The 14,212-nt window shown below is 54.0% G+C and carries 12 protein-coding genes, 1 tRNA gene and 1 pseudogene; 1 reads left to right on the top strand and 13 read right to left on the bottom strand.

Features of this window, described 5'->3' with window-relative positions; genetic code table 11:
- From QZ197_RS10500 to QZ197_RS10490, 3 genes are all read right to left on the bottom strand, one after another.
- Positions 1-318: deoxyribodipyrimidine photo-lyase (locus QZ197_RS10500; protein WP_296431875.1), on the bottom strand; the 318-nt coding region annotated here is incomplete at its 3' end.
- A gap of 44 nt (positions 319-362) precedes the next feature.
- Complete coding sequence (locus tag QZ197_RS10495; protein WP_296431874.1) at positions 363-578, bottom strand: DUF2805 domain-containing protein; 216 nt, start codon at positions 576-578, stop codon at positions 363-365.
- Between the two features lie 319 nt (positions 579-897).
- Positions 898-987: transfer RNA gene (locus QZ197_RS10490), tRNA-Ser, on the bottom strand.
- Between the two features lie 127 nt (positions 988-1,114).
- On the opposite strand from QZ197_RS10490, the gene QZ197_RS10485 reads away from it, so the two are divergent.
- Entirely contained in the window at positions 1,115-2,254 is a 1,140-nt protein-coding gene (locus QZ197_RS10485; protein WP_296431873.1) for an AI-2E family transporter, read from the top strand.
- On the opposite strand, the gene QZ197_RS10480 is transcribed toward QZ197_RS10485, so the two are convergent.
- The 10 genes and pseudogenes from QZ197_RS10480 to QZ197_RS10435 all read right to left on the bottom strand — a co-directional run.
- The gene (locus tag QZ197_RS10480; RefSeq protein ID WP_296431872.1) at positions 2,251-2,901 is read right to left on the bottom strand and encodes a M35 family metallo-endopeptidase; all 651 of its coding nucleotides are present in this window, start codon (positions 2,899-2,901) and stop codon (positions 2,251-2,253) included. The genes QZ197_RS10485 and QZ197_RS10480 overlap by 4 nt on opposite strands.
- Before the next feature lie 3 nt (positions 2,902-2,904).
- Positions 2,905-3,621, bottom strand: coding sequence for an alanyl-tRNA editing protein (locus QZ197_RS10475; protein WP_296431870.1), 717 nt, complete (start codon positions 3,619-3,621; stop codon positions 2,905-2,907).
- A complete protein-coding gene (locus QZ197_RS10470; protein WP_296431868.1) occupies positions 3,622-5,970 on the bottom strand; it encodes a DUF3772 domain-containing protein in 2,349 nt (782 codons plus the stop codon). It lies immediately after the preceding gene.
- Positions 5,967-6,995: a cysteine synthase A gene (locus tag QZ197_RS10465; protein ID WP_296431867.1), complete on the bottom strand. Its 1,029-nt coding sequence runs from the start codon at positions 6,993-6,995 to the stop codon at positions 5,967-5,969. Before QZ197_RS10465 ends, QZ197_RS10470 begins: the two co-directional genes overlap by 4 nt.
- A 63-nt stretch (positions 6,996-7,058) precedes the next feature.
- Positions 7,059-8,174 carry an NUDIX domain-containing protein gene (locus QZ197_RS10460; protein ID WP_296431866.1) on the bottom strand — a complete coding sequence of 372 codons (1,116 nt, stop codon included), beginning with the start codon at positions 8,172-8,174 and terminating at the stop codon, positions 7,059-7,061.
- A 3-nt stretch (positions 8,175-8,177) separates the two neighbouring features.
- Positions 8,178-8,618: a TrgA family protein gene (locus QZ197_RS10455; protein ID WP_296431865.1), complete on the bottom strand. Its 441-nt coding sequence runs from the start codon at positions 8,616-8,618 to the stop codon at positions 8,178-8,180.
- Positions 8,619-8,657: 39 nt separating this feature from the next.
- The gene (locus QZ197_RS10450; RefSeq protein ID WP_296431876.1) at positions 8,658-9,866 is read right to left on the bottom strand and encodes a cyclopropane-fatty-acyl-phospholipid synthase family protein; all 1,209 of its coding nucleotides are present in this window, start codon (positions 9,864-9,866) and stop codon (positions 8,658-8,660) included.
- 124 nt (positions 9,867-9,990) lie between these two features.
- Positions 9,991-11,406 carry a deoxyribodipyrimidine photo-lyase gene (locus QZ197_RS10445; RefSeq protein WP_296431864.1) on the bottom strand — a complete coding sequence of 472 codons (1,416 nt, stop codon included), beginning with the start codon at positions 11,404-11,406 and terminating at the stop codon, positions 9,991-9,993.
- Positions 11,407-11,436: 30 nt separating this feature from the next.
- Positions 11,437-12,654, bottom strand: coding sequence for an aminotransferase class V-fold PLP-dependent enzyme (locus QZ197_RS10440; protein WP_296431863.1), 1,218 nt, complete (start codon positions 12,652-12,654; stop codon positions 11,437-11,439).
- A gap of 70 nt (positions 12,655-12,724) precedes the next feature.
- Positions 12,725-14,170: pseudogene (locus tag QZ197_RS10435) on the bottom strand (BCCT family transporter); the annotation flags it as partial.
- Between the last annotated feature and the right edge of the window lie 42 nt (positions 14,171-14,212).

Genomic DNA, 14,212 nt, shown 5'->3' with positions numbered 1-14,212 from the left:
ACTGTTACCTGTTTCTTCATGTGCATAAATGTGAACGACATTGTGTTTTAAATGGAGGTCTTGGATCACTTCACAAGCAACTCCAACCTTTACAATGAGGCCTTGGCCCAGCTCGGCCAAAGCAACGTCTAGTTCACAAAGGCTGTCATGGATAAAATGCCAATGGCGACGAGATGCGAAGGGTTGTTTCCAATATTCAGGCTCAACAATGTAAAGTGGGATGACCGGCGCGTTTGACTGAGCCGCAGCCAGCAACGGGCCATGATCATTAATACGCAAGTCACGCTTGAACCAAACTATACGCGGTGAATGCGTCATGCCTCTAACGTTGCTTTCAATATGGCCAGCCACAATTTCAAAACCTACTTATAAGTTTCTCGCCGGTCACCAAAGTCGCGCACACGCTTGCGCCAAGCCCTGTAGCTGCCGCTCTTTAGCGTATCACGCATCAGAGTTTTGACCTGCTTGTCGTTGATCCCATATTCAGCATGAATGTGCGAAAAACTAATGTGATCAGACAAAGCCATTTGTATGATCTCACTGACATGCTCGGGCGGTAAGTCGTCTATATTATTCATGATTGTGAGATAGAGGGCAGCGATACAAAGGCAAGTTATCATCCTTAAGTCCCGTCCCGCGGTTTGCATCGTATTTCGATACCGCTTGAGACTTCGAAAAGGGCGCTCCCTCAAAAACACCAACACATTGAAAATACTATACTTTTTGAATGCGCCCTTCTGAAGGCCAAGGGCGGTCGGTTAGAGACAAAGCGGGTTCAGAGACCGATTTTGGGTATTTAGCCAGTCTCCGAAGGGCGGTCGCAACGGCTAAACCCCTTTGAAACCAAAAGAAAAAAGGGCCCCATAAGGGCCCATCATCTGTTTCGGCAAGTGTAAGTGGCGGACAGACAGGGATTCGAACCCTGGAGACGGTCTCCCGCCTACACACTTTCCAGGCGTGCGCCTTCGACCACTCGGCCACCTGTCCGTGGCGGCGGTTTAGCCCTATCTGCCCATCCTTTGCAAGACCCCAAACATATGTTTGTGAGCACTGTTTACCTTGCCCCCCTCCGCGCCCTATAAAAACGCTTGGCGATGACACGGGGCCTGACGATATGCTGCATGATCCACCAAAGACCGGCACGGCTGAAAGGCCGGTTGATACACAGCGGCTACAAACCGGTGCGCTGCTGATCATCGCCTTTGCGGTCGTGTTATTTCTACTGGTTCAAGCGCGTTTTGTGCTGATCTCGCTGGCAACCGCTATCATCTTGTTCAGTTTGACCAGCGATGTGATCAATTTCATTGCGCGCCAGCGGATTGGTCCGTTTCGCATTCCCAATACGCTCGCCAGTTTTGCCGCGATGGTGCTGATTGCAGCAGCACTTTTGGCACTTACATCGGTTTTGCTCGCTCAGATCAACACGGTGCTTGTGACCACTCTTACCTATGCAGAACGCGCACCTTCAGCGGTCGCATCATTGTTTTCGTGGCTGGGCGAAGATAGCCAGTTGGCGGTATTCAACGCACTGCAATCAGCTGATGTATCCAGCTATCTGCGCATTGCCGCAGGTCAGGCCAATGGCATCACCCAAGCAACTGTATTGATCATCTTGTTCGTCGGATTTTTGTTCGCAGAGCGGATCTGGTTTCAAACCAAACTGGTCAGTCTTGTTGGAGATAAGCATCAAGCAGAGCGTGTGGGCAAGATCATCCAATCCATCATCCACCGCGTGAACTATTACCTGTTGGTGAAAACGGTGATCTCGGCCATCACTGGCGCAATGGTTTATGTGCTAGCGCGTGCCTTTGGGCTTGAATTGGCGACATCACTAGGGATCATCACATTTGTCCTGAACTTCATTCCCAATATCGGATCAATCATCGCCACGGCCCTGATTACACTCGTAGCGCATGTCGAGATTGGCGATCCGACGATCACTCTTGCCGTCTTTTTGATTGCCGGTGTCATTCAATTCGTTAACGGCAGCATCATCGACCCAATGTTGATGGGACGCGCGCTGCGCCTTTCTTCATTTGGTATCATCTTGTCGCTGGCATTTTGGGGGGCGGTCTGGGGTATTCCGGGGATGTTTTTATCAGTCCCCATTATGGTGATGTTGCTCGTCGTCTGCAGCCATGTTCCCAACCTGCGTCCATTCGCGGTGCTTTTGTCGCGCGAAGGCTTGCCTGAATCGGAAAAAATGTTGGATCAGCCGATTGATCGCGATCTATTCGGCATTGACCGCGACTAGCGGTTGGCGCGTGGTGCAGGCGGTGGCTTGTTCGCTAGAGGTTGGCGCGCAAAATATGTCACGTCTTCCGTAAAGTATTGGTAACTATCCGCATTATCGATTGCGCGGCGCGGGTTGGCACGCGCCATATCAGCACATGCGCTGCGCGAATAACAATAGTCTTCGGTGCCTGCGACAATCCGGAAATGCGTCAGCTCGTGAACGATCGTTCCTTCGCGTGTTCCATCCTCACTTTGGCGCGCGCCGGGTTGTAATGCTGCCAGATGCGGCAGATCAAAAAACGGCGGACACAGATGCATCAAGTATGGCTCTCCCGCATAAACAAAGGCGTATTCACCAGAAGAACAGCCGTCGAGGGCACGCGGCTCGCATTGTGCCGTCACGGCCCCGCTGCGAATGGCTGTAACGACTGACTTAAGGTTACGGCGCACGCGTTCAGCATTCGGGACAGTATGGCGACCGAACCACCGCGCAAATTGCGGCGTATTGCCAACATCAACAGCCGCCTTGAGCGTCAAATCCTTGGCTGCGCGCAACGCATCATCAACGACAACGCTTTGTTGTGCGCTGCAGCCTGCATGCCTTTGCGCAAGCGCAGGCTGTGCAAAGAAACCAAGGCAAGTTGTGATAATGATAGCGATGCGCAAGTGCTACTCCAAATGCAGATAGACCCGCCGGTTTTGGCGACCCTTTTTTTCAATTTTGCCCAGACGGACACGTCCGATTTCTTCGGTGTTGGCCACATGCGTCCCGCCGCACGGCTGCAAATCGGCTGTTTCGATACCAACTCCGATACGCACCAGTCTAATCTGACCATTGCCGCGCGGTGGTTGCACGGACATCGTTTTCACTAAATCAGGCTGCGCGTCCAAATCGGCTTCGGTGATCCATTCTTCGGTCACAGCCATGTTGCAGGCAATCAACCTGTTCAAGTCCGCCTCCAGGGCTGCTTTGTCCTCGGGGGCTTCTGGCATATCGAAATCAAGCCTGCCTTTGTCCATGCTGATCGACCCTCCAGATACTGGAAGCGGGATCACGACAGACAGTAGATGCAAGGCGGTATGCACACGCATATGACGGTATCTACGATCCCAATTCAGGATCTGCGTCACCTCTTGGCCAATCCGAGGCAGGGCGGCTGGTTCGGCGGCCAAAAGAATGACATCAGCCCCCTCGCCTTTTACCGCGGTCGCAATGTCAATCTCGCGGTCCGACCAACGCAATGACCCGCTATCACCCGGCTGGCCGCCAGAGGTTGGATAAAACAATGATCCATCCAGAATGATCCCGCCTTCGTCAGTGATAGCAGTCACACGGCCCGTAGCTTCCCGGGCGTAGGCATCTTTGCGAAACAGCAGTTCGGTCATCTAAGAGGTGCCTTTCAGAACTTCGGGATTGCGCAACCAAATATCCCGCTGGGCAAACGGTATCTCGATACCTTCAGCCGCAAATTGTTTGGAAATCTCGTAATTCATTTCGGACTTTGTCACCATAACGTAGTTCACATCCCGCAAGATCGCGCGGATTTCGAAATCAAGTGAATCCGCGCCGAATGCTGTAAACAGCACCGCGGGTGGCGGCGTCATTATGACCAACGGATGTGCCTCTGCAATTCCGCGCAGGATCGCTGTGACCTTTTCAACATCCGTCCCATAAGCAACCCCAACGGGCACGATCACACGCCCGACCAGGTTGCCGCGGGTCCAGTTGGTCACCTGCCCGCTGACCAGATCAGCGTTGGGAATAATAACATCAGTCCGGTCAAATGTTTCAATCCGGGTTGACCGAACAGAAATCGCGCGCACATAGCCCATCTGCCCGCCAACTTCGATCCAATCGCCTTCGCTGACCGGACGTTCAATCAGCAAAATGATACCGGAGACAAAGTTCGACACGATGTTTTGCAAACCAAAACCAATACCGACTGACAGCGCACCGGCCACAATCGCGAGATTGGATAGATCGATACCTGCACTTGTGATCGAAATAATTGCAGCAAGAATAATACCCACGTAACCGAAACCTGCGACGATCGCATTCTGTCCCCCCAGATCAAGCCGGGTGCGCGGCAAAACCGATTTGCGCAAAGCCCCTTGGATGAATCGGGTCAGCAGGTAGCCGGTCGCAAAGACTGCCGCGAACATCAAAAAATCAGTTGGCGAAATCTTGGTCTCGCCAACTGAAAAACCTTCGCGAAAGCGGGTCCAAACCTCTAGTAAATCATCGACGCGTGCGCCCCAGATCAGCGCAAAAATTGGCAAGCTGGCAAGGAACAGAACAAAACTAATGAAGACGGGCAGCAGCGCAAACAACCCGCGCCGGTCAGTGTCATCTTCAATTGGCTGACTGATATCTTGGGCAATCCGCTGCAGCAGCAACAAAACACCCAGCAATGCTGCTGAAAAAATCGTCGGAATTAACAAAGCACGGCCAGCGGCCACAAATCCAAAGGCCGCGATCACAGGTGCCGCGATAGCAACCAACTGACACACCTGACCTACATATCCGCGCATACGGCCGACCGATACAATTTTACCTTCGACGTCTTCAGGTGCCGTCCTGATCACACGCCCTAGTCGCCAGAACAGAAATCCAAGAATTGCCAAAAATGGCCAAGCAACTGCACCAAGAACCGCCGGTGTCGTATCGATTTTTTGCAATCCCGCGAATGTCAGCAGCACCAGTGCAAACGTCCACGCAATCGCTGTGGTATAACGCCTGCCAGATGCACGTGTTGCGATATCATAACCCAGATAACCCGACGTAGCCCCCAACGGAAACAGGTGCCGTGCCAACCACCAGCCAAAGATAACCGACCCACCCGCTGACGGTAAGACCTCTAAAACATCGTGACCAAGCTGCCCGAACACATCCAGCACTGTGAGCGCCTGCGCAACTGCCAGCACCCCAAGGAAAGGGACACAGATTTGGACAATAGACAAAAGAAATAGCTGCAGTGCCCGCCAGCGCCCCTCGCGCAGGGCTAAGCGATTACGCCACTGTGTCACAACCCGCCGACCCGCGCCCAATAGACCGACACCGACAACAAAAAGGACAAACGCGCGCGGCATGACCTCAAAAAGTCCACCAGAACTGAGACCGAAACTCACACCAGCGCGCAATTCGACCCCAATACCCGCAACCATCCCCCAAAGCACAGACCCTGCGGCCAGCAGATATGTCGGGTTCAAAGGCGATGGGCTGCGCACGCCTAATTCCGCAGTATCACGCTGAAGGACCATCGCGTCGAATTCACCGATAATGCCGTTCGCACGTGCATGCGCCTCTTGCGCCAAAAGGCGCGGCGCGCGTAATTCTTGGCGTTGCGCGATCAGCGCATCACGTCGTGCTGCCACAGACTGTGGTTCGTCTCCGCTTTCGGAAACCGGACCAAGGGCCGTGATTTGTGCATTAACCGTGGCAAGGCGCCCACTGTTCACATTCGCATCGCGCAAGAATTTATCACGCCACACAACCAATTCACTGCGCAAACGCCCAATCGTAAACAACGAAACGTTTTCACTGCCCGCAAGTACTTCTGCGCGTGCAGCCAAGCGTTCAAACGTTCCATTTACGAGTGTTGCAGGCGTGCTTTCGGCGCTTGCAGGTGCCGAGATGTCAGCCTCAACCGGGGTTTCTTGCTGCGCAAAGCTTGCCACTGGCGCAAGACTGGCCAGCGTGGCTATCCACACAGCACATGCAAGACCTCGGATCATACCGGTTCAAAAACCGATGGCACATCAACCGGCGCTTCAAGCCACATCGGCACTGGCAATCCTTTTTCGCGCAGGAACGACGGGTTGTAGATCTTGGACTGATAACGTGTCCCGTAGTCGCACAAGATCGTTACGATTGTATGACCGGGACCCATGTCGCGCGCCAGACGGATTGCGCCTGCAATATTGATGCCCGTCGATCCACCCATGCAAAGGCCTTCGTCTTGCAGCAAATCAAAGACGATCGGCAATGCTTCTGCATCCGGAATTTTATAAGCGAAATCAGGCGCGAAGCCCTCGAGGTTCGCGGTGATACGGCCCTGCCCGATGCCTTCAGTGATTGAATTGCCAGCAGGCGGCACTTTGTCGGTGTAAAGCTTATAAAGCCCCGATCCGTCTGGATCAGAAAGGCCCACCTTTACGCCCTTTGGCTGCAACACCTGCGCCACACCCGCCAGCGTACCACCAGACCCGCATGCACAGGTAAAACCGTCGATCTTGCCATTCGTTTGCTCCCAAATCTCGGGGGCCGTCGTTTCAACGTGGGCTTGCCTGTTGGCCGTATTATCGAACTGATTGGCCCAGATCGCGCCATTTGGCTCACTCTCGTTCAACGCGGCAGCCAGACGACCGGAATATTTCACATAGTTGTTGGGATTGGCATAAGGCACGGCTGGCACTTCGACCAGTTGCGCGCCCGCGACACGGATCATGTCCTTTTTTTCCTGACTTTGTGTGTCAGGAATCACAATCACGGTTTTGAACCCCATCGAGGCCCCCACCAGCGCAAGCCCGATACCGGTATTGCCTGCCGTGCCTTCTACAATGGTTCCGCCCGGCCTAAGATCACCGCGCGCAATCGCATCTTTGATCATGAACAATGCCGCACGATCTTTGACGGACTGGCCGGGGTTCAAGAATTCGGCCTTGCCCAAAATCGTACAGCCCGTCGCCTCGGAGGCCGCGCGCAATTTGATCAGCGGGGTGTTCCCGACAGCGTCTGCCAAGTCTTTCTTAATGCTCATTGCACGGCCCTTTCATGTGTTGTTACTTGTGTAAGGTCGCCCAAAGCGGACATCAAGGTCCGGTTAGACACTGGCGCGTAAACGCGGACGGTGGCGCAGCAACCAATATAGCAGATAAAGTGCAGGACCTGTAGTGATCTCTCCGCTGTCCGCCAAGTCCATCGCGGCGTCAAAGCTAAGCGGGTGCAGCTTGATATCTTCGCCCTCATTAGGCAATCCGCCAAAATACGGGGTTTTCTGCGGCAAATCACAAAGCCCCACAAAGGCGTAGAAATAGTCCGTCGTCGCCCCTGGCGAGGCATAAAATGCGCCTGCGTCATCAAGCTTAATATTGTCCAGTCCCGCCTCTTCTTTGGCCTCGCGCAATGCCGCCTCTTGCGGGGTTTCGCGCGCATCCAAAATGCCCGCTATCGGCTCTAGCATCCAGGGGTTCGGATCACGGCGCAGTGCAGGACCCAGACGGACCTGTTCAACCAACAAGACCTGATCGCGTACGGGATCATAAGGCAACACAATAGCCGCATCGACACCAAAAAAGACTTCGCGCGACAACATGTCAGAGCGCGCACCATCAAAACAACGATGCACAATCTTAGTGCTTTGAAACCGAAAGAACCGCCCCTGAGGCGGATCAGTATTAACGAGTTCGAAATCGGCAGGCGCGGGTTTGTAGCGACGCGTCGCCGGTCCAGCACTTGCTCGAAATTTCGCCCAAGCCCGCGATTCGATCATCGGCCACATGGCACGCAAGGTCGCATGGTCAGGTAATGGAACCAATGAAAACAGCTCTGAAGCAGCAAGAACCGCAGGTGCAAGATGCCCCGCCTCCCAATCTCTGAGCGACCACTCACCAATACCCGCATGCATATCGATGGGGGGCAGATAAGCTTGGACGGTGCGCAAGCCTTCGGCAGTTTGCACTTCAACGGGGCCAAACCCGTATCCAAACGCACCTTCGTACGCATCAAGTCGCGCCATTTGTGCAGAGGTCAAGTCCTGCCAGACAAGTCCTTGCGCCTGACCACCAGCGATCGGTGCAATAAAAGGCACAACATTTCCGGCAACGGGATAGACCGCGTAGTCAGCCAACATTGCCGCAATAGGCCGCATAACCCCTGGCCCCGCAACAGCCGCCATCAAGGCATGAGACCTGAGTGTCCCGTAAACGAAAAGGTCCATTTATTAGGGGTAATTCTTGCCGAAATACTCGGTTATCCAAGCACATACGACACCGCCAACCAACAGGGTCACGATCAGCTGGAGATCGAAAAAATAGGCACCGAACTCTAGCATTTCATAGAAGATGTTCGCGATCGCATCCATGGGACCGTCATAGCGCATACGCAGTGCGTTATCGATCATCCGGTTGAATGCCAATGCAAAGACCAAACAAAATGCCATCGCCGCAGCAGCCGTTAGACCAATTCCGATAGCTTCCCTGTACCCGCGGCCAGCGCGCGTGCCGCAAATCCGCCACCCAATCAACAGGCTAATGAATGACGATGCAGGAAGCCAATAATCGGGCGCGATTTCGCTGGGAAAGAATGGCACGGAAATTCCGGCCATATACCAGCCGAATAAAGCAAAGATAATTGCACCTGCAAGACGTCCGGCGGTTGGCATGTCACTCGTTCCTTAACCTAGCGCAACCCAGCGCCGGTATCAGGCGGCCCGGGTCACAGTAATCTGCGTTACGTCACAGTTTCGGCTATCAAATGTCGCGGCACAAGAGGTCAGATAAAAATCCCACATCCGCTTGAAGCGGTCGTCAAAGCCCAAAGCTGCCACTTCATCCCATTTGTCGTTGAAGGTTTCGTGCCACCGACGCAAAGTCAAACTATAGCTTGGTCCAAATTCGGTAGAACCAGCGACCTTTAATCCAGCCTTTTCAACCTCTTGGCGCAGGACACTTGGGCTTGGCAGCATGCCACCGGGGAAAATGTACTTTTGAATAAAGTCCACACCTTTGCGGTATGCCTCCCAGCGATCGTCATTGACGGTGATAATCTGAAGTGTTGCGTTCTTGCCGGGCTTGAGCCGTTCGCGCACCGCTTCAAAGTAAGTTGGCCAATACTGTTCACCAACAGCCTCGAACATTTCGATACTGGCGATGCCGTCATAGACACCCTTTTCATCGCGGTAATCTTGCATTTTGATCTCGACCATGTCGGACAATCCAGCCTTGGCCATACGTGCGACGGCATAGTCATGCTGTTCTTGACTGATCGTAAGGCCAGTCACCTTAATGCCGCGTTCTTTGGCTGCATATTCGGCAAAACCGCCCCAGCCACAACCAATTTCCAGCACATGATCGCCAGCATTCACGCCCATCTGATCAACCATGCTAGCGTATTTCGCAGTTTGCGCGGCTTCAGTGCTTTCTTGGCCAGTCTCGAAGATCGCCGACGAATATGTCATCGTATCATCAAGCCAAAGTCCGTAGAATTCATTGCCTAAGTCGTAGTGATAGCTGATGTTCTTGCGCGCTTGGTTTTTGGAATTGCGCTGCATCCAAAAGCGGACCCGTTCGTAGAACTGGATCAGCTTTTGCGCCGGAAAGCCGTCATAGATGTGATCGGCGTCATCGTGCATGAAATCCATCACGGCCATCAGATCAGGGGTCGTCCACCATCCGTCCATGTAGGCCTCGGAAAAGCCCATGTCGCCTTCGCGGACTGTGCGCGAAAACAGTTCGACATTGTGCACATGTACTTCTGCCACGTACCCCGGATTTGGGCCTTCAGCGCGGAAATGGCGACCATCAGGCAGCGTGATATCCACGCGCCCTTTGTCGAGGTCTTTGATCTGGTCAAAAACCCGCGCAAAATAGCGAGGCAAGCCGCTTTGGCCGTCTGTACTGGTTAAAATCATCTGCGTTCCTGTCGTCATATCTTGTCGTGCAACGGTTTGCCGTCGCTTGTTACGTCTAAATTAACCCTTGAACCGATGAAGTCACGGGAAACGTTCAAAATTAGTTCAACTGACCTTGGGGAAACTAGAACCCGCGACCCTGATATGCGTCCAATGCACGCTTGCGACCTTCATCTGCGGGCACAATTGGATCAGGATAGGGGTCATTGGCTTTCATCTTCCATTGGTGCGGAATCATATCGAAATAAGCCATTGCAGTTTGCGATGGTGAATTGATGTCTTCGGCAATCCAGCGTTTGACATAGGTGCGGTCCTTGTCGAACTTGTCCAACTGGCTAACAGGATTGAACACACGGAAGTAGGGTGTCGCATCCGGGCCTGATCCCGCAGACCATTGCCAGCCCATCGCATTGCTGCATGGGTCCCAATCGATCAAGCAATCGCCGAACCAATCAAGGCCAACCTTCCAATGCGTCAAAAGGTGTTTGGTCAGGTAAGAGGCCACAATCATACGCCCCCGGTTGTGCATCGTGCCCGTCACATACATCTCTCGCATGGCCGCATCGACGAAACGAATGCCGGTGCGCCCTTGCTTCCATGCGGTGACTTCCGCCGTTTCATCTGTATTCCAAGGGAAAGCATCCCACGCTTCTTTCCAGTTATCACTGACAATACGCGGCGTGTGATGGGCCAAATGATAGGCAAATTCACGCCACACCAGTTCTTTTAAGAACACTTCGGCATTGCCAGCACCATCATGCAGCGCCCGCCAGCCCGCATGCCAACAGACCCGCGGGCTGATCTCGCCGTAGGTCAAATTCTCGGATAAGCGTGACGTGCCATCTACCCCGGGCAAATCGCGGTTTTTGACGTAGGACTGGACACGGTTTTCGATAAAGACACCAAGACGGTCGCGTGCAGCGTCTTCGCCGACTGTGCAATGTTGTGTCAGGATTTCAGCACCCCGCCGCATGGCTGACGACATCTGCCAACTGGCCAGGTCATCGCTTACAGGCCAAGTCGCCGGTGCCGTCATTTTCGCAGGCGCAGGCAAAGCATCAGGCACGTCGCGCCCACGGACTGTGTTCCACATCGGGGTGTATACTTTGTAAAAGCCACCTGTTTTCGTCTCGACCGTCCAAGGTTCAAACAGCAAGTGGCCTGCAAAGCTTTGAGCATCAATGCCGTCCGCCTTTAATGCGGCTTTGACATCCGTATCACGCGCCTTGGATGCAGGATCATAAAGCCGCGACCAATAGACAGCCCCTGCCCCGGTTTGTTTGATCAGATCGCGCAAGACATCCAGTGCGGCCCCTTTGCGCAAGATCAATTGGCTGCCCTGCGCCCTGAGCGTGCCAGCAAAATGATCAACAGCCAGTCCCATACGCATCTTGGGTGCAGCCCCGAGGGTTGCCACCTGCGCATCATGAATAAACACCGGAATAACCGGACGCCCCGTCGCACAAGCCGCTGTTAGGGCCGCATGATCGCCAACACGCAAGTCGCGCCGGAACCACATCAAAATTGGGGAATTGGTCATCGGTCCTCCGCGCGGGGAATTGACGCCCGCTTATAGGACCTGATCTAGTGCCACCATCAATGCGTCAACCTCTGCCTTGGTTGTGTAGTGCACAAAACTGACGCGCAGCACGCCTTTGTCTAAATCCACGCCGACCGCTGCCAATGGCCGCTGCGCATAAAAATCGCCGCCGCCCGCCATGATCCCGTGCGGGGCAAGTGCTGCTGCGGCATCTTCTGCGTTCGTCTCTAACGCCATTGTCACCGTCGGGGCACGGCGCGCTGCGTCCGTTGGTCCAATGAGACGCACCGAGTTTTTTGCGGCAACATAGTCGAGCAATGGTAGCGCTAAGGTCACCTCATGGTCACGCATAAGATCGTGAGACAGACGTGCAGCGGCCGCGCCCGTGCCACCGCCGTGATGCGCCGACATCGCATCAAAATAGTCAGCCATGCCTGCGGAGGCCGCAATTTGTGCGTGATCTGGACCAGCAGGCGTGAACCGCTTGTAAAGCATATCACCGTTGAAATGATGCCCTTGGTTGGGCAACTCGAAACCCCAGTCTTCGCGGATCACCATGATTCCCTGATGCGGGCCATAGGTTTTGTAGGAGCTGAACAAATACACATCCGGGCCCAATGCACCGACGTCAGGAAACCCGTGCGGCGCATAGCTGACACCATCGACACAGACCCGCGCACCCGCAGATTTCGAAAGTGCTGTGATCGCAGCGACATCATTGATCGCGCCCACTACATTCGAGCAATGCGGAAAGCATACCAATGCAACGTCCTGCTCCAGCAACTTAGCCAAATCATCCAAATGCAACTCACCCGTCTCGGGATTAATCTGCCACTCCAGAACAGACACACCCTCGTCGGCCAACCTGCGCCAAGGGCCGCTGTTCGCCTCGTGATCCTGGTTTGTGACGACAATGCTTTGACCCGGCTTGATCCAGCGACGGACAGCTTGGGCTAAGACATAGACGTTCTGTGTGGTGGATGGACCAAACGACAGCTCGTGGGTTTTGACCCCCAACATGGCAGCCAAACGTATCTGCGCTTCGTCCATTTCTTCGCCACCAATGCGCGACGCATCATAAGGTGCATAGGGCTGCACTTTGCGTTCGGTATAAAACCGGTGAAGTCGATCAATCACATGGCGGCAGGTATAGGACCCGCCTGCGTTCTCAAAGAAGGCCTGACCTTGCAAGGAAGGTTGATCAAAAGCGGGGAATTGGGCGCGCACCCATGCGATATCTAAATTCATTCTGCTAGGAATACGAAAAAGGCCCCGATGCGCAAGCACCGGAGCCTTTGTTTTTTCGAGACTTGGCCGATTACTCGGCTGGAACGCCACTCTCTGGAATGGTTGTCGCAACACCTGCCGCTTCGCGGCGGCTGTCACGCCAGATACCCTTGATCAGGGCAATGCCCATCAAGACCATCACCACACTAAACGGCAGCGCACCAATAACCATCGCGGTCTGGATCGCACCCAAGCCACCGGCAATGATAAGACCACCCACAACAAACGCCAACGCCGCACCCCAGAACAGGATATGTGGGCGGGCCTTTGGACCTTCGTCGCCAGCCGCATTGATTGTGTTGATGATCAACACAGCCGAGTCAGCAGACGTCACAAGGTAGGTCAGCAGCAAGATCACAACGATTACGGACATGATCCACGCCATTGTCGGGTCAAGAATAACCGCCAACATCGCGAACAGCTGATCCGCCTGTCCGGCACCTGTGATTGCGCCATTTGCATTGCCATTCAGTTCCAGATCGATGGCAGTACCACCAACAAGTGCGAACCAGACAAAGCACATGACCGCAGGAACGATCAACGCACCCAGCACATATTCACGGACCGTACGGCCGCGCGAGATACGCGCAAGGAACACACCGACGAACGGTGCAAACGCAATCCACCAAGCCCAATAGAAGATGGTCCAACCACCCTGCCATCCGGCCAATGCATCACCTTGTTCCGTGCCATCAGCAGACCAAACAGTCAGGATGTTGCCCGGAATAGAGATTAGATAATCCCAGATACCCAAGAACAGTGCTGTCAGACCAAAGAACGTCGACCCAAAGATGATGAAGAACGCGAGGATGAAAAAGCTCAGCCCCATGTTGATGTTCGACAACCATTTGATGCCTTTACCAACGCCAGAAAGTGCGGACAACGTGGATGCACCCATGATGATGATCAACGCGACAATGATCGCAAGCGTCGAAGATGACTGATCTCCCGCAGCGTCAGTTGTATAAAGCCATTCGCCAAAACCAATGCGGTAAAGGCCAGAGATGAACTGCTCTACGCCAAAGCCCAATGTCTGCGAAACACCCAAAACGGTCGCCACAACAGCGACAACGTCAATTGTGTGCCCCAAGGGTCCTGACAGTGACTTGCCAAACAACGGTGTCAATCCTGAACGGATCGTCAACGGAAGCCCACGACGATAGGAAAAATATCCTAATGAGAGACCAACAATTGCGTATGATGCCCAAGCAGCTAAACCCCAGTGCGTGAACGACCAGACATATGCTGCACGTACGTTTTCAGCGGAGCTTCCGGCAGTGTCGCCCATAATCGTCGACGGGTTTGTCGCCCAGTGATACATCGGTTCCGCGGTCGCAAAGGTCAGCATGCCGATACCAATACCGGCACCGAACATCATGGAAAACCAAGAGAAATTCGAAAACTCCGGTTTGTCATCGGGCATGCCCAGCTTGAGCCGACCAGAGGCTGGCCAAATCGCAAGACCTAGGCTCAGGACCCATTAATTGCCTTGATGCTGGTTTGTCGTCATGATTCACGA

Source organism: Yoonia sp. (assembly GCF_017854415.1).
GTDB lineage: Bacteria > Pseudomonadota > Alphaproteobacteria > Rhodobacterales > Rhodobacteraceae > Yoonia.
Note: the sequence above shows the minus strand (reverse complement) of the source record. Positions and strands in the feature narration are given on the sequence as shown.

What these genes read in the sequence shown, in the direction of transcription:
- QZ197_RS10495 (WP_296431874.1), bottom strand. Translation starts at nt 578, where the DNA reads ATGAATAATATAGACGACTTACCGCCCGAGCATGTCAGTGAGATCATA.
- QZ197_RS10485 (WP_296431873.1), top strand. Translation starts at nt 1,115, where the DNA reads ATGCTGCATGATCCACCAAAGACCGGCACGGCTGAAAGGCCGGTTGAT.
- QZ197_RS10475 (WP_296431870.1), bottom strand. Translation starts at nt 3,621, where the DNA reads ATGACCGAACTGCTGTTTCGCAAAGATGCCTACGCCCGGGAAGCTACG.
- QZ197_RS10470 (WP_296431868.1), bottom strand. Translation starts at nt 5,970, where the DNA reads ATGATCCGAGGTCTTGCATGTGCTGTGTGGATAGCCACGCTGGCCAGT.
- QZ197_RS10465 (WP_296431867.1), bottom strand. Translation starts at nt 6,995, where the DNA reads ATGAGCATTAAGAAAGACTTGGCAGACGCTGTCGGGAACACCCCGCTG.
- QZ197_RS10460 (WP_296431866.1), bottom strand. Translation starts at nt 8,174, where the DNA reads ATGGACCTTTTCGTTTACGGGACACTCAGGTCTCATGCCTTGATGGCG.
- QZ197_RS10455 (WP_296431865.1), bottom strand. Translation starts at nt 8,618, where the DNA reads ATGCCAACCGCCGGACGTCTTGCAGGTGCAATTATCTTTGCTTTATTC.
- QZ197_RS10450 (WP_296431876.1), bottom strand. Translation starts at nt 9,866, where the DNA reads ATGATTTTAACCAGTACAGACGGCCAAAGCGGCTTGCCTCGCTATTTT.
- QZ197_RS10445 (WP_296431864.1), bottom strand. Translation starts at nt 11,406, where the DNA reads ATGACCAATTCCCCAATTTTGATGTGGTTCCGGCGCGACTTGCGTGTT.
- QZ197_RS10440 (WP_296431863.1), bottom strand. Translation starts at nt 12,654, where the DNA reads ATGAATTTAGATATCGCATGGGTGCGCGCCCAATTCCCCGCTTTTGAT.